This window comes from Limibacillus halophilus, assembly GCF_014191775.1.
Classification (GTDB): domain Bacteria; phylum Pseudomonadota; class Alphaproteobacteria; order Kiloniellales; family CECT-8803; genus Limibacillus; species Limibacillus halophilus.
On the sequence record NZ_JACHXA010000008.1, the window covers coordinates 1 to 19,561 of the forward strand.

The 19,561-nt window shown below is 59.3% G+C and carries 15 protein-coding genes; 4 read left to right on the forward strand and 11 right to left on the reverse strand.

From position 1 onward, the window contains the following. Positions 1–461: 461 nt before the first annotated feature. Together FHR98_RS12970 and sodC are read left to right on the forward strand one after the other, a co-directional pair. Positions 462–2,192: a peptidoglycan DD-metalloendopeptidase family protein gene (locus tag FHR98_RS12970; RefSeq protein WP_183417139.1), complete on the forward strand. Its 1,731-nt coding sequence runs from the start codon at positions 462–464 to the stop codon at positions 2,190–2,192. Positions 2,193–2,300: 108 nt separating this feature from the next. Beyond that, the gene (gene sodC / locus FHR98_RS12975) at positions 2,301–2,858 is read left to right on the forward strand and encodes a superoxide dismutase family protein (protein ID WP_183417140.1); all 558 of its coding nucleotides are present in this window, start codon (positions 2,301–2,303) and stop codon (positions 2,856–2,858) included. A gap of 95 nt (positions 2,859–2,953) precedes the next feature. On the opposite strand, the gene clpB is transcribed toward sodC, so the two are convergent. Further along, positions 2,954–5,551 (reverse strand): ATP-dependent chaperone ClpB, encoded by a 2,598-nt coding sequence (clpB, locus tag FHR98_RS12980; protein ID WP_183417141.1) that lies wholly within the window; start codon positions 5,549–5,551, stop codon positions 2,954–2,956. A 223-nt stretch (positions 5,552–5,774) separates the two neighbouring features. Here clpB and FHR98_RS12985 point away from each other — a divergent pair, with 223 nt between their 5' ends. Further along, on the forward strand, positions 5,775–6,533 hold the full coding sequence (locus tag FHR98_RS12985; protein WP_183417142.1) for an MOSC domain-containing protein: 759 nt from the start codon (positions 5,775–5,777) through the stop codon (positions 6,531–6,533). A gap of 57 nt (positions 6,534–6,590) precedes the next feature. Here FHR98_RS12985 and FHR98_RS12990 read toward each other — a convergent pair whose 3' ends face one another. The 9 genes from FHR98_RS12990 to FHR98_RS13030 all read right to left on the reverse strand — a co-directional run bounded on the left by FHR98_RS12990 (position 6,591) and on the right by FHR98_RS13030 (position 18,091). Continuing rightward, the gene (locus FHR98_RS12990; RefSeq protein ID WP_183417143.1) at positions 6,591–7,307 is read right to left on the reverse strand and encodes a DUF4167 domain-containing protein; all 717 of its coding nucleotides are present in this window, start codon (positions 7,305–7,307) and stop codon (positions 6,591–6,593) included. 206 nt (positions 7,308–7,513) lie between these two features. Further along, a complete protein-coding gene (gene prmC, locus FHR98_RS12995) occupies positions 7,514–8,392 on the reverse strand; it encodes a peptide chain release factor N(5)-glutamine methyltransferase (protein ID WP_183417144.1) in 879 nt (292 codons plus the stop codon). Continuing rightward, positions 8,389–9,471 (reverse strand): peptide chain release factor 1, encoded by a 1,083-nt coding sequence (prfA, locus tag FHR98_RS13000; protein ID WP_183417145.1) that lies wholly within the window; start codon positions 9,469–9,471, stop codon positions 8,389–8,391. Before prfA ends, prmC begins: the two co-directional genes overlap by 4 nt. Positions 9,472–9,476: 5 nt before the next feature. Then, positions 9,477–10,736, reverse strand: a complete 1,260-nt coding sequence (hemA, locus tag FHR98_RS13005; RefSeq protein WP_183417146.1) for a glutamyl-tRNA reductase — start codon at positions 10,734–10,736, stop codon at positions 9,477–9,479. 17 nt (positions 10,737–10,753) lie between these two features. Further along, complete coding sequence (gene hisS, locus FHR98_RS13010) at positions 10,754–11,992, reverse strand: histidine--tRNA ligase (protein WP_221205899.1); 1,239 nt, start codon at positions 11,990–11,992, stop codon at positions 10,754–10,756. 25 nt (positions 11,993–12,017) lie between these two features. Next, positions 12,018–13,172, reverse strand: coding sequence for a flavodoxin-dependent (E)-4-hydroxy-3-methylbut-2-enyl-diphosphate synthase (gene ispG / locus FHR98_RS13015; RefSeq protein WP_183417147.1), 1,155 nt, complete (start codon positions 13,170–13,172; stop codon positions 12,018–12,020). Between the two features lie 115 nt (positions 13,173–13,287). After that, entirely contained in the window at positions 13,288–14,427 is a 1,140-nt protein-coding gene (locus FHR98_RS13020; protein ID WP_183417148.1) for a helix-turn-helix domain-containing protein, read from the reverse strand. Between the two features lie 144 nt (positions 14,428–14,571). Continuing rightward, positions 14,572–16,776 (reverse strand): phosphoenolpyruvate--protein phosphotransferase, encoded by a 2,205-nt coding sequence (gene ptsP, locus FHR98_RS13025; protein WP_246377833.1) that lies wholly within the window; start codon positions 16,774–16,776, stop codon positions 14,572–14,574. 94 nt (positions 16,777–16,870) lie between these two features. Continuing rightward, positions 16,871–18,091 (reverse strand): aspartate kinase, encoded by a 1,221-nt coding sequence (locus FHR98_RS13030; protein WP_183417150.1) that lies wholly within the window; start codon positions 18,089–18,091, stop codon positions 16,871–16,873. Positions 18,092–18,241: 150 nt separating this feature from the next. On the opposite strand from FHR98_RS13030, the gene ubiG reads away from it, so the two are divergent. Beyond that, positions 18,242–18,994 (forward strand): bifunctional 2-polyprenyl-6-hydroxyphenol methylase/3-demethylubiquinol 3-O-methyltransferase UbiG, encoded by a 753-nt coding sequence (ubiG, locus tag FHR98_RS13035; protein ID WP_183417151.1) that lies wholly within the window; start codon positions 18,242–18,244, stop codon positions 18,992–18,994. Between the two features lie 4 nt (positions 18,995–18,998). Here ubiG and FHR98_RS13040 read toward each other — a convergent pair whose 3' ends face one another. Beyond that, the gene (locus tag FHR98_RS13040) at positions 18,999–19,430 is read right to left on the reverse strand and encodes a DUF1178 family protein (RefSeq protein WP_183417152.1); all 432 of its coding nucleotides are present in this window, start codon (positions 19,428–19,430) and stop codon (positions 18,999–19,001) included. Positions 19,431–19,561: the final 131 nt, after the last annotated feature.

The following is a 19,561-nucleotide window of genomic DNA, read 5'->3' on the forward strand; positions in this document are numbered from 1 at the left end:
CCAAAGAAAAACAGCACAAAACAGCAACCGCAAAGCCGCCGCCCGCGTATCCCTTCCTTATCTCATATCCACAATGTCAATGAACAAAACCGAACTCAATTCAATCCGGCTTTCTGCGACCTAGGCCACAAAAAACACGGTTGCGACACCCACACGGTGGTGAGCGCCTCGGCCCGTGTCGAGGGGGTATATAGGCGGCTCAGATTGCCCTGTCAAACCTCTTTTGCGGTTTTTTTACAAAACCTTTCTTCACGGCCCTCATCGCCGGGACAATAACGCGTAGGGAACCGCGGGATCACCAGGAATAGCCCAACACGACATGGGGCTTTTATTTGACAAGAGTCCTACGATTCAGCATCTTACAAGGCGCGTTTGCGAAATCACTGCCTTTAGGTGGAGGTCACGAGTCGCAACCGACGGACAGCTTTTTACAAGACAGCCATTCCCAGGGGGGTCAACGTATGGTTCCGGGCGATCAAAGCCGTAGCCGCGTCATCAAGCGAATCGCGGTTGGTACTACAGCCTTGTTGCTTCCGATCCTCGCTTATTCAGCCTATTCAGCGGCCGTCGAGCGCCAAGCCCCGATCGGCACCATCGAGATCCCGCTTTCCGTGACGCTCCGTCCGGTTGGCCAGGAAACCGCATCCCGCCAGCCTTTGAAGCTTGAGAGCAGCCCAGTCGGCGCCGAGGACAACGCAGTCCAAGCGGCCCCGGCCCAGCTAGCATCGATTCCCGAAACAGCAGCCCCAGAGTCTGCGACCCCAGAGTCTGCGACCCCAGAGCCTGCAACTCCTGAGTTGGCGACCTCGGAATCCACGACATCAACCCCTGAATCCATTGCATCCACCGCGCAGCCGGGGAAGGACTTCGAAGCGACGCTACCGGAGAGCAACTACCTGTTCGCTGATCCAATGGCCAAGGCTGCGCCGGGCGAAGCAGACGGCAATTCGGAAACCGCCGGTACTGTCGATTCGGCGGAGGATATCCTCAAGCACGAGGTGCTGACGGTTTCCAGCGGCGATACCTTGATGGGTCTCTTGACCAAGATGGGGATCGAACGTCGCGAGGCCTATGAAGCCATCGACGTGCTTTCCGATGTTTTCAGCCCCAGAAAATTACGGGTTGGCCAGGAGATTCAATTGGCCGTCGCCGATGAAGGCGAAGCGATTCGGCTCATGAGTCTGCAACTACGGCCCGACATCGAAACCGACGTGGTCGTCGACCGCGACGGCGAGGGGCAGTTTACCGCGCTAGCCACGACCCGCAGCTTCGAAGAAACACCCGAGTGGCATCGCGGCGTTATCGATACCAGCCTGTACCAGGCGGCTATCGATTCGGGCGTGCCTCTTGGCTCCATGATCGAACTGATAAGAATCTTCAGCTTTGACGTCGACTTCCAACGCGACATCCAACCTGAAGATTCCTTCGAAGTTCTCTATGACGGTTTTTTCGAGGAAACCGGACAGTTGGCGAAAACCGGTCCGGTGCGATTTGCCCGCCTGACGCTATCGGGCAAGGAGCGTCGCTACTATCGCTATACCGCGACCGATGGCGAGACGGATTACTTCAATGAGGAAGGAAAATCCGTGCGGCGCGCCCTCATGCGCACACCAATCGACGGCGCCCGCCTGTCCTCCGGCTACGGCATGCGCAAGCATCCGATCCTGGGCTATAGCAAAATGCATACCGGGTCGGATTTCGCCGCCCCCAGAGGCACACCGATCTACGCGGCCGGTAACGGCAAGGTGCTAAAGGCTGGCCGCAACGGCGGCTATGGCAACTACATTCGAATTCGGCACAATAGCCGTTACGAAACGGCCTATGCACATTTGAATGGATTCGCACGCGGTGTCCGACAGGGCGCGCGCGTCGAACAAGGACAGATCATCGGTTATGTCGGCACCACCGGACGCTCCACTGGTCCGCATTTGCACTATGAAGTGTTAGTCGATGGCAAGCAGGTAAATCCGCGTTCCATCGACCTCCCGACCGGAAGAGAGCTGAAGGGCAGCGAGTTGGCGCGCTTCGAAGTGCAGCGCCAGGGCATGGAGCGTGAGCTGGCCGAGCTTCGCCGTGCAGCCCCACAACTTGCGCAAAAGCAGTCCGACGATTGCGTCACAGAGACAACGCTAAAAGCCGTTACTCCACAGACTCACGAACCGGTACGCATCGGCGCAAATGACGGTTGCTGAACGGAACCCAGACTCCTTTATAAGCCGCTTTTAATAAGGTGCGGCTCGCACTATAATGCGCGCCTGCGCGGCAAAGTGTTGCAGCGCTTATAGAGGACTTTTCAGAAAATGTTGAAGAACGCGTTCTTCGCTACGGCTACCGGCCTTGCGATCATTTCTGCTTGTCTCCAATCTGCCAACGCCAATGAGGTGGCTGTCGAAATGCACCTCATAAGCGGTATGGGCGTTGGTAACGCTATCGGCACCGTGACGCTGTCGGATAGCGACAACGGCCTGCTTCTGAAGATCAATCTTTCAGATAAGCTCGCTCCAGGACCTCATGGGTTTCACATACATGAGAATCCCAGTTGCGATGCAGCCGACAAAGATGGCGCGATGGTCGCCGGTTTGGCTGCCGGTGGACACTTCGACCCGGCAGGCACGGGAACCCATGGTGGTCCTTCCGGTGAAGGTCATCTTGGCGACTTGCCGATTCTCTTCGTACAGATTTCCGAAGACGGCGCCACGGCAACCAAACATACCCTGGTTGCGCCGCGCTTGACGGTCGCCGACGTGCTCGGAAGGTCCCTCATGATCCATGAGAGCGGCGACAATTTCCGCGATGAACCCAAGCCATTGGGCGGCGGTGGCGGGCGTGTTGCTTGCGGCATCATTCCGCAAGGGTAAACCGGACCTGAATCGATACTCCCGGAACCTTATATGAAGAAACCCCCGCGCGGAGATCCGCACGGGGGTTTTTCTTTCACGGCACCTGCGCTCCGTCAGGCGGCCTCGGCTGCCACCGCTCGGCCGTTGATGACCAAGTGATCCTGTTCAACCGAAACCTTTATGGTTTGGCCGTCGCCTATCTGCCCTTCCAGGATCAATGACGCCAGCGGGTTCTGGAGGCGGTGCTGGATGACCCGCTTCAAGGGGCGTGCCCCATAGACGGCATCATAACCTGCCTCAGCCAGCCAGTGGCGGGCGGACTCGTCAAGTTCCAGGCGCATCTTACGGTCTTCCAGCAGACGGCGCAGATGTCCCAGTTGGATATCGACGATCCCGGCCATCTGCGACCGCTGGAGCCGATGGAACAGCAGAACTTCATCCAGCCGGTTCAAAAACTCCGGCCGGAAGGCGCTGCGCACCACCTCCATAACCTGATCGCGGACCGCTTCGGCCTCCTGTCCCTCGGGCTGTGCAGCAAGAATCTCCGAACCCAGGTTGGAGGTCATGACAATCAGGGTGTTGCGGAAATCGACCGTGCGACCCTGGCCGTCCGTCAACCGCCCGTCATCGAGCACCTGAAGCAGCACGTTGAAGACATCCGGATGCGCCTTTTCGATTTCGTCGAAAAGGATCACCTGATAGGGCCTGCGCCGCACCGCCTCGGTCAGGGCACCGCCCTGTTCGTAACCGACGTATCCCGGCGGCGCTCCGATGATGCGCGAAACCGCGTGTTTTTCCATGTACTCCGACATGTCCAGCCGCACCATTGCCGTCTCGTCATCGAAAAGAAAGTTGGCCAGCGCCTTGGTCAACTCCGTCTTGCCGACGCCGGTTGGTCCCAGGAACAGGAAAGAACCGATGGGACGATTGGGGTCCTGCAATCCCGCACGGGCCCGACGTACCGCATTGGAAACGGCGGTGACGGCCTCTTCCTGCCCGACCACCCGGCCGTGCAGGGCATCCTCCATCCGCAGCAACTTGTCGCGCTCACCCTCAAGCATCTTATCGACGGGAATTCCAGTCCAACGGGACACGATCCCAGCAACATCGGAATCCGTCACTTCTTCCTTCAGCATGTGATGCCCACCGACCGAAACGGCCTCTTGAAGCTTGCGCTCCAAATCAGGCAGCGTGCCATACTTCAACTCAGATGCACGATCGAGCTTGCCCTCACGCTGGGCAATCTCCAATTCCGCACGCGCCTGATCAAGCTGCTCTTTAAGCCGCTGCTGAGCGCCCAACTTATCCTTTTCCGCCTGCCACTGGCCGGTCATTTCGGACGAACGCTGGTCCAGTTCAGCGATTTCCTTTTCCAACTTACCAAGGCGGTCCTTGGAAGCCTCGTCACTTTCCTTTTTCAGGGCCGCCTGCTCGATCTTCAACTGCACCAGCCGTCGATCAAGCTCGTCGATGGCTTCCGGCTTTGAATCGACCTCGATCCGCAGCTTGCTCGCCGCCTCGTCGATCAGGTCGATGGCTTTGTCCGGAAGAAACCGGTCCGTAATATAGCGGTTTGACAGCGTCGCCGCGGCAACGATGGCAGCATCGGTGATCCGCACGCCGTGATGAAGCTCATACTTCTCCTTCAAGCCCCGCAGAATGGACACCGTGTCCTCGACATTCGGCTCCGCAACAAAAACCGGCTGAAAGCGCCGCGCGAGTGCTGCGTCCTTTTCTATGTGCTGCCGATACTCGTCGAGCGTGGTCGCACCGACACAATGCAGGTCACCCCGCGCCAGCGCGGGCTTCAACATGTTGGACGCGTCCATTGCGCCATCGGCCTTACCAGCGCCCACCAGCGTGTGAAGTTCGTCGATGAAGACCACAACCTGCCCCTCGGCATCGGCGATCTCCTGCAAGACCGCCTTCAACCGTTCTTCAAACTCGCCGCGGAACTTCGCCCCGGCTACCAGCGCCCCGAGATCCAGTGACAAGAGCTTTTTGTTGCGCAACGTTTCGGGGATGTCGCCGGCGACGATACGCTGCGCCAAGCCTTCTACGATCGCTGTTTTGCCAACACCGGGCTCGCCGATCAGAACGGGATTGTTCTTGGTTCGCCGGGACAACACCTGAACCGTCCGCCGGATCTCTTCGTCTCGGCCGATTACCGGATCAAGCTTGCCCTCTCGGGCCACAGCCGTCAGATCGCGTGTGTACTTCTTGAGTGCATCGTACCCTTCTTCAGCGTTAGCCGATTGCGCTGTTCGCCCCTTGCGTAACTCCTCAACTGCCTGATTCAAAGTTTGCGGCGTAATCGTCGCGGCTTTCAAAATATCCGCGGCCTTGCCGGCATTTGGCATGGCCAATGCCAGCAGCAACCGCTCCGCGGTCACGTAGGAATCGCCGGCCTTCTCGGCAATTTGCTCCGCTTGCTGGAAGACGCGCGCGAGCTCGGGAGTCAAGTATACTTGCCCCGCCGCGCTACCTTCCACGGCCGGTACTTTCTTTAATTCCGCATCAACACCGCTCAAGGCGCGCGCGGGATCCCCGCCAGCCTTACGGATTAGGTTCGCCGCTAACCCTTCCTTGTCGTCCAAAAGGACTTTCAGAAGATGCAGGGGTGTAAGTTGTTGATGGTTTTGCCGGAGTGCCAAGCCCTGGGCGGCCTGAACGAATCCGCGCGAACGCTCGGTGTAGTGTTCCAAGTTCATTTATCTTCCTCCATGAAACCCAAACGTGCTCTAAGAGCCCCGTCTGCGCATTGATCCACCGCAAGTGCGATCCGAAGAGGATTGCTAATTCAGATATGGGAGCGACCCGGGCCCGTGCAAGGCGGTTGCCGCAAACTTGGCCCGGCACAAAGTTGACAAGGCTCATCAAAAGCGGCTTCTTGATCGTCTTGTTCATAGCCCGTTTGGGTGGGAGAAGCCCTCAATGAACGCCACGCTCGAGCAAATTTGGCGTTACCCGGTCAAAAGCCTGGATGGCCAAGCTTTACAGGAAGTCTCCGTAGCTGCCGATTGCCTGCTTCCACATGACCGTCGCTTTGCCATCTCCTACGGCAGCCGTAATCAGGTAATCGATGGCCGTTGGGCTAGCAAGAACAGCTTTTTCAATTTGATGCGCGACGAGAAACTGGCCCAATTGCGGGTTACTTTCGACGTGGACAGTGGGGTCATGTCGATCCTGCGAGGGGGCCGACGGGTCGCGCAGGGCAACGTCACCGAACCATTGGGCAGAATGATTCTAGAACAGTTCCTGACGGCCTATCTGGCGGAAAGCGGACGGGGTCCGGTCAAACTCCAGGAACGCCACGAGCATGGCTTCACCGATGTCGAGGAGCCCGTGGTCTCGCTTGTCAATCTCGCGTCGATATCGGACCTGGAAAGAGTATTGGGCCAACCGGCGGACCCACGCAGGTTCCGCGCTAATCTCCTGATTGCGGGCTTAGCCGCCTGGGAGGAGCGCAGTTGGCTCGGTAAGCGGCTGCGCATTGGCGATGTTGAAGTTCATGTCATGACGCCCATCGGGCGCTGCGCGGCAACCGAGGTCAACCCGGAAAGCGGAAGACGTGATCTTATGGTCCTGAAAGGACTGGCTCGCGGGTTTAGTCATAGCGAGATGGGCGTTTACGCCCGGATCATCCGAGGCGGCAAACTGGGCGTCGGCGATACCGTCGAACGGCTGCCCTGATTCTCCCGATATAACCAATCGGTTTCAACCGCCTTCAAAAAAAGGCAAGGCAGAGGTTCAAGACTCGACTGGTTCGGTAGTCGATGAACCGGAGGTCTCAACGGATTCGTCGCTACGCACTTTGCGCGGCCGACCGCGGCGTTTGGGCTGAGGCTCTGCCTGGGGCTGAGGCCCATCACCCTCCACCGCAGATGCAGATGCTTCGGAAGGAGCCGTAGCAGGAACTACATCGGTTACCGGAAGTGGCGAGGCCTGGGTATCGCGGTCCCGGCTTTCGGGTCTGGTATCCCGGCTACCGGGGCGACGCCCTCTACGACGAGGCGCGTGATCGTCCTGGCGATTGCCATCGCTGGCATGCTCCTGCTGATCCGATAGTCCTCCGGACTCATTGGAATCGGCAGCATGTGGCTGATCGCTTTGCTGATCTGCATCGTGAGACCCATCATTACCGCCATGGCGACCCTGATGCCCGTCCTGGCCATCATGCCCGTTGATCCTGCGCCGGTTCTCGTCATGCGGATCCATCGAATCGTTCACGATCCGAAAGTAGTGCTCCGCATGCTGCAGGTGCGATTCCGAAAGTATCCGGTCCCCCGCCGTCTGCGCGTCGCGCGCTAACCCGATATACTTCTCGTATACTTGATGAGCGTTACCGCGCACGCGCCCGTCAGGGCCGTTGCTGTCGAAATTCTGGTTCTTGTTGGGAACTCCACCGCCACCCTGGCGACGGTGAGGACGGCCACGAGGCCGCCGTGCATTGGAACCTGGTCTCATTGCAATCTTTATTTGTTCATCGGGACAGAAGTCATTTACGTACCTCGCTAAAAACACTCGCCCATTCCGTCATTGGACGGAGCTCGATGTTTTTAGGAGACACGAAGGCACTTGCTTTATGAAGCGCCGAGCCACAGGGCTCTGACAGAAGCTACATTAGTGGCCGCCGTCACCCTTTCCAAGCCTTTTTTTGCCTTAGAGCACCTTTATCTGCATGCCGCTATACAACGATCCAAACCTGCGAGGTCCTTCAAGACCGATATCTTCGTCCATCCAGAAGCGGAAAGGAGGCCTACAACGGCTTGCGCTTGCATGCTGCCGATTTCCAATAACAGAAGCCCACCCTCTTTGACCAGATCCAACACTTGCGGGATCAGGATTCGATAACAGGCGAGTCCGTCGTCGCCGCCGGCAAGCGCCAAACAAGGATCATGCAAGCGAACCTCCGGCGCCAGATGATCGAATTCAAGGGCATTGATATAAGGGGGGTTGGAAACGACCAGATCAAATTTGCGGGCGCCGTCGCACACCAGGGAAGCGGCCCAATCACCACAAAGAAATGCCGCTCGGTCGTCCAATCCGAGGGCACGTGCGTTCTCGGAGGCTGTAGCCGCGGCATCGTTACTGAGGTCAATACCCAGTCCCCAGGCGTTGGGATACTCGCTCAAAAGCGCCAAGAGCAGGCATCCAGAACCGGTCCCCAAGTCAAGAAACTCTAGCGGCTCATCGTGATTCTTGATCCGCGCCAACGCTGCTTCAATCAAGGTTTCGCTATCAGCCCGCGGGTCCAGCGTTTCGGCAGACAGCTTGAAGCGCAGACTCCAGAACTCGCGCCAGCCTCGCAAGCGAGACAAAGGAACCCCGGCTAAACGGCGCGACACCAGTGTCTCAAACACCTGCTGATCTTTCCCGTTGACCGAATACCCGGGTTCTTGGAAAAGCTTCTGCGGGTCGCAACTCAACGCCTGCGCCAACAGCAAGCGGGCTTCTCTCCGGGCAGCCTCTATCCCGGCTGCGGACAAACGTATGGTCGCAGCCGACAGCAACGCCTCCGCCGTTGCGCAACCTGACCGCCCCGCCGTCATGCTTCCTCGACCGCTGCCAGCCGCGCTGCTTGGTCTTCGGTGATCAAGGCGTCGATCACCTCGTCCAGGGCCTCTCCAACGACCACCTTGTCCAGCTTATAGAGTGTCAGGTTGATACGGTGATCGCTGACCCGGTTCTGCGGGAAATTATAGGTCCGAATACGTTCGGATCGATCACCGCTTCCGACCTGCGTGCGCCTTTCGGCGGCGCGTTCATCCTCGAGTTTTTGCCGCTTTTGCTCATAGAGCCTGGCGCGCAACACCTTCATCGCCTTGGCCTTATTCTTGTGCTGGCTCTTTTCGTCCTGGCAGATCACCACAAGTCCGGTCGGCAGATGCGTGATGCGAACGGCGCTGTCCGTTGTGTTCACCGACTGTCCGCCTGGGCCGCTGGAACGGTAGACATCGATCCGAAGATCTTTTTCAGCAACCGCAATATCCACCTCTTCCACCTCTGGAAGGACTGCAACGGTCGCGGCAGAGGTATGAATGCGGCCGCCGGATTCGGTCGTGGGAATGCGCTGCACGCGATGTACGCCGGATTCAAACTTCAACCGTGCGAAAACCCCGCGTCCGGAAACGGCCACACTTGCTTCCTTAACGCCGCCGACGTCGGTTTCGGAGACATCGATGGGCTCAAACCGCCAGCCCTGGAGTTCCGCGTAGCGCTGATACATTCGCAACAGATCGGCCGCAAAAAGGGACGCCTCGTCGCCGCCTGTGCCGGGCCGAATCTCCAAAATGGCGTTACGCTCATCATCGGCGTCCTTCGGAATCAAGAGCAACTGCACCTCGCGCTCCAACATCGGAAGCCGCTCCTTGAGGGCGTAGTACTCTTCGCGGGCCAATTCGCGCATCTCGCTGTCGGTGGAACGATCTTCGATCATCTGCTCAAGTTCCGCGAACTCCTTAACCCCGGACTGCCATTCGGCCGCCTTGGCGATCACCGGCTCCATTTCAGATAGCTCACGCAAAAGCTGCGTGTATTCAGCCGATCCAGGATTTGCGTGGCCTGCAATTTCCTGCTGGATATCTCGGTATCGCTCTTCCAAGCGGGACAAAGATTGTTCAAGACTCACGCTTGCTACTCCTTCTCGTCGTCGTATCTGGCGCTGAACAGACCTTTGATCAAGCGTTCGAGCGCGGCGCGTTCCTCAGGCTGTTGGCGACCAAGCCCACGCGCCATCGCAGTCAGTCGCTCCAACAGCTGCTGCCGCAGCAGGCTGACGGCCGAGCCCTCTCCCGCCGATAGGGCATCAGCTTCCAGGGCGCGCAGCCCTATCTCCGCCTCGCGCAGCAGAGCCGCCGTTTCACGGCCCGAGAGCCGGAGACGCCACCGTTCCAACTCTTCCGCCAAGATCGTTTTTGCATCCTCAAGCGCTAGACGTCGACGGGATTGTCCTGCCAAAGCCAAGCCTTCCAGATCGTCGAAATCATAAAGGAAAATATCCTCCAACTCTCCAGCACTCGGATTGACATCGCCGGGCACACCTCCGTCGATGACCAATATCGGCCTGTGTCGCCTTGCCTTTATGACACGGCGCAGCAAATCCGGCTCCAGACTGTAATGTGCGGAGGCCATGCCTGTGATGACGATCTCCGCTTCCGCCAGCGCCTGCTCCCTTTCTTCCCAACGGCGGGCATGGGCGCCCAATCGCAGGGCTGCGGCATCGGCGCGCGGCCCGTTTGGGTGGCAAACCAGCACTTGCTGAACGCCTACAGATTGGAAGGGACCGACGAAAAGCTCTAGCCCCTCGCCCAATCCGAGCAGCAGCAGGCGGCAGGAGTCCAGTTTGCCATGCAGGTCGCGCGCGACCTGCAGCGCGGCGGACGCCATGGTTACGGCACGCTCGCCCAGTGCCGTTTCGCTGCGCACCCGCTTGGCTGCGGCAAATGCTGCCTGAAATGCTTCCACAAGGGGTGGCGAAAGAAGTCCGGCCTCCTCGGCCAGACGCTCGGCCTTACGAACCTGTCCCAGAACCTGCGGCTCACCGGGCATCGCACTTTCGAGCGAAGCGGCGATACGCCAGAGATGGAGCAGCGCCTCCTCTCCCGACAAACGGTATAGGGAATCGCCAAGACGGCGCGATTCGGCACCGGCGAGCGAGGCTAGCCAACGCCGCGCCGCCTGTTCGTCTTCTCGTTGCTCCGCGGGCAGGATCACGTCGATCCGTTCACAAGTGGCGATCAGAACCGCGGCCTTGAGCCCCGCCGCAGCTAAAGCGCCAAGCCCCTCTTCCGTTGAAATCTCATCCTGGAACAGGCGATCACGCAGGACCTCCGGCGCGGATCGGTAATCGATTCCGATCAGCAGCAAATCTTTGCCATGCCGTGAGCCGGCCACAGGGGGCACCCGGCCGGCTAGCGGAAACGAGCGAGGTGATCGGCCAGCTTGTCCAGGGAAACGAGCTGCTGCTCACCGCTATCTAAGTCGCGCACCGCCGCGGCCGACTGCGCCAACTCGTCCTCGCCCAGAATGACAGCTGCGCGCGCTTGAATCTTGTTCGCCCGCTTCATGCGCTTCTTCATGTTCCCGGAGTAACCGAGGTCGACTTGTAAACCCGACCGTCTCAGACGATCCGAAAGGACCAGTGCCTTCGCCTCGGCCTCGGATCCCAAAGGTATCACGGCGATGGGACGAGGGGCCGGCGCCACGTCCGCCACCAGCATGGAAAGACGCTCGATCCCTGCGGCCCAGCCAATACCGGGGATTTCTGGCCCTCCCATCATCTCCATCAGTCCGTCGTAGCGCCCCCCGGCCATGACCGCGCTTTGCGCACCCAGTTCGGTGGTGGTGAACTCGAAGGCCGTATGTGTGTAGTAATCAAGCCCGCGCACCAGCCTGGGATTAAGTTTGTAGGAGATACCGAGGGCTGTGATTCCAGCGAGAACTTGCGCAAAGAAATCCTGGCTCTCTTGATTCAGGAACTCCCCGAACAACGGCGCACCTTCCACCAACCGACGGTCGCCTTCATCCTTGGAATCGAGGATACGCAGCGGATTTCGACCCAAACGATCGCGGCTATCCTCCGAAAGTCGGTCGAGGTGGGCGCTGAAGTATTCCACCAAAGCCGCCCGGTAGGCCTTACGGCTTTCAGGGTCGCCCAACGTGTTGATTTCCAAAGTCGTGCGCCCTTGCAAACCCAGGGCGTCGAGAATCGCCTGTCCTGTCGCGATCACCTCGACATCGGCGAGCGGTTCGGGAACGCCGATCAATTCCACGCCGATTTGATGAAACTGCCGGTAACGGCCCTTCTGCGGGCGCTCGTGACGGAACATCGGCCCTGCGTAGAAATATTTGAGCGGCAAGTCCTGGCGCAATCCGTTGGAAAGCACTGCGCGCACGACACCGGCGGTATTTTCAGGCCGCAGCGTGATCTCTTCGCCATCCTTCATTGAGAAGGTGTACATCTCCTTGGTAACGATATCGGAGGTGTCGCCCAGCGTGCGCTTGAAGACCGTTGTGTCCTCGAAAATTGGCGTCGCCATTTCCAGAAAACCATAGCGCTCGGCCATCTCCTGGGCGCGCTCGACCACCGCGCGATGTCTGCGCATGTCCTCGGGCAAAAGATCGCGAGTCCCCCGGATCGGCTGCAACACGGCGGTGATCTCCCTCTGCTTACGGCTAGGATGCAGCTACGCGGGGGGCATCGCCAGCCGATCCCTCGGCCTCTTTGCTCGCTCCCTGCGCTTCTATCTCGGCGGCTTTCTGCTCTACCATCTTCACCAGATGGTCGACAATATCTCCATCTTTCAAACGGTGATCGGGTAGACCGGCCACATAAACCTGATGGGTTCCGCGACCGCCCCCGGTAAAGCCGATATCGGTCATGGTCGCTTCACCTGGACCGTTCACCACGCAGCCGATCACAGAAAGCGTCATTGGTGTGGTGATGTGCGCCAGGCGCTTTTCAAGAACCTCAACGGTCTTGATCACGTCGAACTGCTGGCGCGCGCAAGACGGACAGGAAATCACATTGACGCCGCGGTGGCGTAATCCCAGCGCCTTGAGAATATCGAAACCGACCTTGACCTCTTCCACCGGATCAGCCGAGAGGGACACGCGGATCGTATCGCCAATGCCCGCCCACAGCAGGTTCCCAAGTCCGATCGAGGACTTTACGGTGCCGCTCCGTAGCCCGCCAGCCTCGGTGATACCAATATGCAGCGGGTAATCACAGGCGTCTGCCAACTGCTGATACGCCGCCACCGCCAGGAATACATCCGAGGCCTTGCAGGAAATCTTGATCTCCTGAAAGTCATTGTCTTCCAGGATCCGGATGTGATTGAGCGCGCTTTCAACCATGGCTTCCGGACAGGGTTCGCCAAATCGCTCAAGCAACTCGCGCTCCAATGAGCCGGCATTGACGCCAATGCGGATCGAGCAGCCATGGTCCTTGGCCGCACGCACCACCTCGCGTACCCGCGCCGCCGAGCCGATATTGCCTGGGTTGATGCGCAGGCAGGCAGCACCTGCCTCCGCCGCTTCGATCGCGCGTTTATAGTGAAAATGGATGTCTGCGACGATGGGGACCGTTACCTCGCCCACAATGCTCCGCAAGGCCTTGGTCGAGGCCTCGTCGGGGCAGGACACCCGAACGATATCCGCGCCCGCGACCTCAAGCGCGCGAATTTGCGCAATGGTCGCCCCCGCATCGGCCGTAAGCGTATTGGTCATGGATTGCACGGTGATCGGCGCATCGCCGCCCACCGGCACCTTGCCGACGTAAACCTGCCGCGACTTGCGGCGTTCAATGTGGCGGTATGGGCGATGGTTCATCGTCAACTCTAGACGCTTCTCTTCTACAATGGAAACTCGTGCCGCAGATGCTTGTCCGCTTGCACCCGGAACATGCGCCGAAGCGGCGGCAGTTTCAAGGCTGTGCTGCTCTTTCCTACTGCGCGAGACGGTTTCGCAAAGCTTCGGGGTCGAGTGAAATCTTGCGCAGCACACGGCCTAGATCGCCCAGTGGCGACAGGGTTGCGCCGTCCAGCTCTACGGTCACTCCACCGGCATTTCCGACATCCAGCAACAAACCGGGGCGATCAGGGACCCGGTAGCGATCACCCGCTTGCAAAATGCGCGTCATTAATAGAGACCCGTCGGCTTCTCGAATTTGCACCCAAGCGTCGCTGCTCGCCACCAACACAACGCGGCTAGCGACGTCCGTCGCCCCAAGGGTGCGGCCCTCGCTATCCGCCGTGGTGTTCTGAAGGCTTTGCGCAGGTATTGGCGGCGGCGCCACTGCCACGTCCGATGACGGTTCCGGGGCAGACGTTTGGTCAAGCGGTAAAGCCGATCCCGCGGCTGAAGTCTCCTCGGTCACACCCCCTGCAGGTTGTTCCGCCGGTGCCGGCAAGGCGTCTTGCGGTGCTTGTTCTGGCAGTTCGGTGGGCGTAGGTATTTCAACCAGCGACGGCACCTCGGGCGTCATCGCCGTCTCGGCTGCAGGCTGTTGTTCAAGGCGCGGCCCGGCATTGGGCTCAACCCTCATTTCGCTTTGTGATTGGGTATTTACCGTCGGATCGCTTTGCACCTCCGGCACAGGATCGACCAATGGTTTGAGTTCCTCGGGAACGGCTTCCACACTGTCGGCGAAGCTGCGCTCTTCCTGACCAAAGTAACTCCATGCGCCATATCCCAAGGCAATCAGGATCAAGGCAATCAGGATCAAGGCCCCGCCGGGGATATGACCTTCTCGTGGCGGCGTCGGGAATCGTAGAGACCGGCGTTCCAAACCGGCGAATTCGGCCTTGAAACGCTTCACGACCTCCGCGCTGTCCAGCCTCAGATAGTCCGCATAGGTCCGCACAAAACCGATGGCGTAGGCTTCGCCGGGTAAGTCGTCGTAACGGCCTTCTTCCATCGCGGCGACATAAACGGAACGGATACGAAGCGCTCCGGCCACATCCTGCTGGTCCAGTTCGTAGGATTCCCGTGTTTCGCGGAGCAACCGTCCTACCGTGGGACGAACCTCGGGCAAGGCTTCATCGTCCAACTGATGCTGCTCAAATTCGTCATCAAGGTTCGACATGGGAATGAAAAGCTTCCTTCAAGGCAGTGGACCGGCTTGTCCGACTACTTCTTCCTGTTTCTAGCAAAGCGATTGGGCTTACGGCAAACTTCTTAAAAGCTTTTGCGGCCTGCCGACGCGGATGCGGGGAAACACGCTGCCAGATCAGAAGGGTATGCCGCGATCCAACGCATAGGCACGCAAGACACCACGTACGCTTCGTGTTCGCAAGCCTGCAAGATGTTGCACCAGATCCGTCACCTCGGCGACATTCAATGCGCGGACGGTCTGCTTGACAGGTGCGATCGAGCCCGCACTCATCGACAGACGCCTGATTCCGCAACCGATCAAAGCCAGGGCCTCCAAGGGGTGCCCAGCCATTTCCCCGCAAAGAGTCACGGGCACATTCGCAGCGTTTGCTTGAGCGGTCAGGTCGCTCAGCAGCCTGAGCATTGGCGGAGAAAGGCTGTCGAAGCGCCGGGTCAATCTCGGATTTCCCCGGTCGGCGGCAAACACGAACTGGAAGAGATCATTGCTACCGATGGACAGGAAATCGATCGAAGGCAACAGCTTTTCCAGTTGCCACAGCAAGGCAGGAACCTCCAGCATCGCGCCGAGCTTGATCTCGCTTGGCGCTGCGGTGCCACGCGCGATTTCGCGTGCCAACTCCCGCTCGACCATTCCACGCGCTGCATCAAACTCCGAGATATCGGTAACCATCGGGAACATGATTCGCAGCTCCCGGCCTTTGGCTGCACGAATCAACGCCTGCAGTTGGAGCCTTAGCATCACCGGTCGGTCGAGTGTCATGCGCAGGGCGCGCCATCCCATGGCCGGGTTCTCTTCCTTCTCCATGGTCAGATAGGGCAAGGGTTTGTCACCCCCGACATCAAGCGTGCGGAAAGTCACCGGCCGCGACCCCGTTTGTTCGAACACCTTGCTGTAGAGGGCTTGTTGATCCTCAACGCCTGGAAAAGCATCGCGGACCATGAAAGGAATCTCGGTGCGGTAGAGACCGATACCTGTGGCACCGCACTCGTCCAGGTGCGGCAAATCGATCAGCAGTCCGGCATTCATCAATAGTTCGACCGTTACCGAATCTTGGCTGACGGCCGGCAGGTTGCGCACCGCCGCCATTTCGGCTTTGCGCTTTTCTTGCAAGGCCAGCGATGCCTTGAAAGTTTGTTTGATACCCTGGTTGGGGCGGGCAAACACCTGGCCGTTCTGTCCATCGACGATCACCGAGTCTCCAGCCCGGATACGGCTTAGTGCTCCTTCACAACGGCCAATCGTCGGCAGGCCGAGTGCGCGTGCAACGATCGCGACATGCGCGGTTTTGCTCCCCTCCTCCAAGACCACCGCGCGCAAACGCTTGCGGTCATAATCCAACAGTTCGGCTGGCCCCAGGGTGCGAGCAATCAGGATCGTTTCGTCCGGCAGGTTCCGCGAAGACCCTTCCGTCCCGGACAAGTGCTGAAGCAACCTGTAGGCAAGGTCTTCCAAATCGGCGAGGCGCTCACGAATGTAAGGGTCGCGCACCTTCATCATGCGCTGATGCGTATCGTTCTTGATCCGCTCCACCGCCGCCTCGGCCGTCAAACCGCTGTTGATTACGTCACGGATACGCTCCAACCAACCGCGATCGTGCGCGAACATGCGATAGCTCTCCAAAACCTCGCCCTGCTCGTCGTCGAGATTCTTGTCCATCCGCGCCAGCATGCGATCCACGGCGCGGCGCATGTCCCCCACGGCTTCATCGAGGCGCGCAATTTCGGCCTCGGGGTCCTCGGCCACAACTTGGTTGATCACTATGCCCCATTGGTGCAGGACGGCCCGCCCCATGGCCATGCCTTCGTTCAGCACCAAACCGCCGATCCGAACAGGGAGCAAGGCGGAGCCTTCGACACTGCGGCCTTCCTCCAAGGTGATGACCTCGCCGCTCCCGAACAGCTCTGCCAGGACCATGGCCACCGTTTCCAGCGTTTCTATCTCTTCCTCGCCATAGCTTCGCTGGGTCCGGTTCTGCACAACGAGAACACCCAAAACACGCGCCCCGAGTTGAATCGGCACACCGCAGAACGAGTGGTAAAGCTCTTCCCCGGTTTCCGGGCGATAGGCGAAGTTCGTGTGTTGCTGGGCGTCGGAAAGAGCCAGAGGCTCGGCGGTCAGGGCAATTTGCCCGACAAGGCCTTCACCCAGTCGCAACCGGGTGCTGTGTACGGCTTCAGGCCGCAGTCCTTCGGTGGCGTAAAGTTCAAGAACTTCACCGGCGCGCATGGCATAAATCGAGCAAACCTCGGCAACCATGTTCGCGGCAATCAGCTTGACGACCCGGTCCAGGCGAGATTGGACCAACCCGCCGCTTTTCATCGCATCCCTCAGAAGGCGAAGCAAGCGCCTGGAACCGGCCCAGTCTAGGGACTGTGGCGCGCTCCTTGGGGGCTCCGGGGGGGTCATCGCCCGATCAGGCCGCGTCCAGTCCGTAGGCCGTATGAAGGCTTCGAAGGGCGAGTTCGGTGTACTCCTCCGCAACCAGGACACTAACCTTGATCTCGGACGTCGAAATCACCTGGATGTTGATGCCCTTGTCAGCCAAGGCCTTGAACATCGTCTGAGCGACACCGGCATGGCTGCGCATGCCGACGCCGATTACCGAAACTTTGACCACGTCGCGGTCCGCCAGCAGATCACTGTAGCCAATGGTTTGGCTCTGGCTGCGCAGCACTTCGACGGCGCGGTTCAGGTCGGTCTTATTGACGGTGAAGGTGAGATCGGTTTTCTCGCCTGTCGCCGAGATATTTTGGACGATCATGTCCACGTTGATCGATGCATCGGTCAGCGGTCCGAAAATCGACGCCGCGATACCCGGGCGATCCGGCACTTCCCGCAAAGTGATCTTTGCCTCATCCCGGCTGTAGGCAATGCCGCTTACCATTTCCTGTTCCACGATCTCGTCCTCATCCACCACCAGGGTGCCAGGCGTGTCCTTGAAGCTGGAAAGCACCTGGACGCGCACGCCTTCCTTCATGGCCAATTCGACAGAGCGGGTCTGCAAGACCTTGGCGCCCTGGGAGGCCATCTCCAGCATTTCTTCATAAGTAATCTTATCGAGCTTACGAGCCCTGGCAACGATTCGCGGATCCGTCGTGTAGACCCCGTCGACATCGGTATAAATATCGCAGCGATCGGCCTTGAGGGCGGCGGCCAGCGCCACCGCCGAAGTGTCCGAGCCGCCACGACCGAGAGTCGTGATCCGGCCTTGCGGGTCAACACCCTGAAAACCTGCGACCACCGCCACCTGACCCTCGCCGAATCGCCGGATCATGTCCTGTGTATCGATCGATTGAATGCGCGCGCTGCCGTGGGCCATGTCGGTGCACAGCGGTATCTGCCAACCAAGCCAGGACCGCGCCGATACACCCATCGACTGCAAGGTGATGGCAAGCAATCCAACCGTTACCTGCTCGCCGGTCGAAACCACGACGTCGTATTCCCGAAGATCGAACAGATTGGAAGCGGTTTCGCACAGATTGACCAGGCGGTTCGTTTCACCGGCCATGGCCGATACGACCACCGCCACCTCATTACCGGAATCAACTTCGCGTTTGACGCGCTGCGCCACGTTGGCGATTCGATCAAGATCCGCCACCGAGGTACCGCCGAATTTCATGACAATCCGGGCCATGACCTACTGTCCTGCTCTGCCGTCACTGGAGCCTTGCAACCTTGCCGCACCATGACAGGCTTCGCTTGTCGGCGCACGCGGGGCTATCCATACTCAATGGAGCGGCTAAAATGCAAGGCCGCCCGGACTTTAGCAGGGAATTATTTCTCCATGACGACAACAAAAAGCGCCGCCAGCGTCGATACGCAGGAAATCGAAAAGTTCGCGGCACAGGCCGAAGCCTGGTGGGACCCTAAAGGGAACTTCCGGCCCTTGCATCGTTTGAACCCGACGCGCTTGGAGTTCATCCGTGACCGACTCGCCGCACATTTCGACCGGGCGCCCCTCACCTCCAAACCTCTAAGCGGGTTAAGGCTGCTTGATCTCGGTTGCGGAGGTGGGCTGCTTTCCGAGCCCTTGGCCAGAATGGGTGCTTCCGTGACGGCCATCGATGCCGCCGCCGACGGCATTCAAGCCGCAAGAGCGCACGCAGCGGCCGGAGGATTGTCCATCGACTACCGGGTAACCACCGCAGAAGCGCTACTGGCCGACGGGGCCCAGTTCGATGCCGTGGTATCCATGGAGGTGGTTGAGCATGTGCAGGATGTCGGCGCCTTCCTCGGTGCCGCCGCCGGGTTGGCGAAACCGGGCGGAGCTTTATTGCTTTCAACGCTCAACAGGACTCCGAAGTCGTTCATGATGGCCATTGTCGGGGCCGAATACCTGCTGCGATGGGTTCCTCGCGGCACGCACGACTGGCGGCGTTTTCTCAAACCCTCAGAGTTGGCGGAACACTTGCGCCCGAATGGCGTGGAAATCAGGGAAGTGACCGGACTGGTTTACAACCCCTTGAGCGATTCTTGGCGTCTGGACCGCAACGATCTGGACGTCAACTACCTGCTTTATGCGGTGCGTGAGGACTGATTCCTCAGTTCTCAGGAGCGATCCAGGGTATCGCCTGAACGTCGATACCCTCTTCCACCAGGTCCTCCGCTTCCTCCAACGAAGCCTCGCCGTAAATATTCCGCTGATCGGCCTCGCCGTAAAATATCTTGCGGGCTTCCTCGGGAAACTGAGGTCCGACGTAGTCGCAGTTCTTCTGAACGGTTTCCTGAAGCTTCTGCAGCGCTTGGCGCACAGCCTGGTGTGCGGTCTGCTGCTTAGCCTTATCGTCGCTACGGCGTTCCTGTCCAACCGATGCGCCAAGACTTGGGGCCATCAAGGCTTTGCCGATTTCCCGCGACCCACAGGTCGGACAGGCGACAGCATCCGCCTTGCGCTGTTCTTCATAAGCAGCGCTGGAGGAGAACCACGCCTCGAAGACGTGCTCGTCTGGACAGATCAGGTCAAATACAATCATGGTCCTATTTGTCCTGTAGGTGCCACCCAAGGCTACCTGATGTCGCGCCAGGGGTGCCTAGCCTCTTGCAATCAAACTGCAATACCTGAGAAATGGGCGATGCTGCGCTGAAACGCAAGCAAGAAAAAGCA

Coding starts and splice junctions, on each gene's coding strand:
- FHR98_RS12970 (WP_183417139.1), top strand. CDS start 462: ATGGTTCCGGGCGATCAAAGCCGTAGCCGCGTCATCAAGCGAATCGCG.
- sodC (WP_183417140.1), top strand. CDS start 2,301: ATGTTGAAGAACGCGTTCTTCGCTACGGCTACCGGCCTTGCGATCATT.
- clpB (WP_183417141.1), bottom strand. CDS start 5,551: ATGAACTTGGAACACTACACCGAGCGTTCGCGCGGATTCGTTCAGGCC.
- FHR98_RS12985 (WP_183417142.1), top strand. CDS start 5,775: ATGAACGCCACGCTCGAGCAAATTTGGCGTTACCCGGTCAAAAGCCTG.
- FHR98_RS12990 (WP_183417143.1), bottom strand. CDS start 7,307: ATGAGACCAGGTTCCAATGCACGGCGGCCTCGTGGCCGTCCTCACCGT.
- prmC (WP_183417144.1), bottom strand. CDS start 8,392: ATGACGGCGGGGCGGTCAGGTTGCGCAACGGCGGAGGCGTTGCTGTCG.
- ispG (WP_183417147.1), bottom strand. CDS start 13,172: ATGAACCATCGCCCATACCGCCACATTGAACGCCGCAAGTCGCGGCAG.
- FHR98_RS13020 (WP_183417148.1), bottom strand. CDS start 14,427: ATGTCGAACCTTGATGACGAATTTGAGCAGCATCAGTTGGACGATGAA.
- ptsP (WP_246377833.1), bottom strand. CDS start 16,776: ATGAAAAGCGGCGGGTTGGTCCAATCTCGCCTGGACCGGGTCGTCAAG.
- FHR98_RS13030 (WP_183417150.1), bottom strand. CDS start 18,091: ATGGCCCGGATTGTCATGAAATTCGGCGGTACCTCGGTGGCGGATCTT.
- ubiG (WP_183417151.1), top strand. CDS start 18,242: ATGACGACAACAAAAAGCGCCGCCAGCGTCGATACGCAGGAAATCGAA.
- FHR98_RS13040 (WP_183417152.1), bottom strand. CDS start 19,430: ATGATTGTATTTGACCTGATCTGTCCAGACGAGCACGTCTTCGAGGCG.